General features: G+C 75.8%; 1 protein-coding gene. It reads left to right on the forward strand.

Features of this window, described 5'->3' with window-relative positions:
• Positions 1-1,305, forward strand: a 1,305-nt coding sequence (locus F9B16_RS50435; protein WP_151547349.1) for a S8 family peptidase, incomplete at both ends; no start/stop codon positions are given.

Genomic DNA, 1,305 nt, shown 5'->3' on the forward strand with positions numbered 1-1,305 from the left:
GCGGCGCTCACCGTGCTCACCCTCGCCGCCGCGGTGGCGGTCCCCGCCGCGCTCGTCCGCGACGAGGCCGGCAGCGCGCCGCGCTCCGTCCGCGGCGCCGCCGCCGGCGCGGCCATGCGCACCGCGACCGACCAGATCCGCGCCCGCGAATGGCACCTGACCGTGCTCCGCGCCCAGAAGGCCTGGCACTACTCCAAGGGCGCCAACGTCACGGTCGCCGTCCTCGACACGGGCGTCGACAAGGGCCACCCCGACCTCACCGGCCGTGTCGTCACCGGCCCCGACCTCACCAGCGGCGCGCGCAGCCCCGGCAGCCGCTACTGGGGCCTGCACGGGACGTCCATGGCCAGCATCATCGCTGGTCACGGGCACGGCCCCGGCCTCGCCCAGGGCATGCTCGGCGTCGCGCCGCAGAGCAGGATCCTGTCCGTCCGGGTGACGCTGGAGAACAACGACCCGCTGCGCAAGACCGACACCTCGGCCACCACCGGCGCCCGCGACGCCGTCGCGCAGGGCATCCGGTACGCGGTCGACCACGGCGCCGGCATCATCAACATGTCCCTCGGCGGCGGCCGGCAGTCCTACAACGGCAACCCCGCCCAGGAGAACGCGATCAAGTACGCGCTGAGCAAGGGCGTCGTGCTGATCGCGTCGGCCGGCAACGACGGCTCCGGCGCCGACCGCAAGAACTTCCCCGCCGCCTACCCCGGCGTGATCGCGGTCGGTGCGCTCGACCGCAAGCTGCACCTGTGGAAGGACAGCAACCGCAACTCGCACGCGAGCGTGTGCGCGCCCGGCGTCGACATCGTCAGCGCCGACGCCAGCAACGGCTACGTCGTCGGGACGGGCACCAGCGCCTCGTCCGCGATGGTCGCCGGGGTCGCCGCGCTGATCCGCTCCCGCTACCCCAAGCTCAGCCCGGACGAGGTCCGGCAGGCGCTGGTCGAGGGCTCGCCCGCCCGGCGCGGCCACCCGACCGGCTCGGCGACCTGCGCGGGGTCGGTCGACGCCGTCCGCGCGCTCGTCGCCGCGAACACGCTGAACAAGACGTCGAAGGGGCCGGTCGAGGCGGCGCCGGCGCCGTCCGCCACGCCGACCCCGTCCGCCGACTCCCCGGCCGCGGACTCCGGCGTGCTGCTCCCGCTGGTGCTCGGCGGCGGCGGCGTGCTGGTGATCGTCGGGCTGGTCCTCGGCTGGCGGCAGCGGCGCCGGCCCGGCGACGAGGACGGCGCCCTGCCGATCGGCGACGAGCCGTTCGGCGACGGCGAGCCGGACGACGACGACCCGACGCCCGGCTACCGGCTG

Source organism: Actinomadura montaniterrae (assembly GCF_008923365.1).
GTDB lineage: Bacteria > Actinomycetota > Actinomycetes > Streptosporangiales > Streptosporangiaceae > Spirillospora > Spirillospora montaniterrae.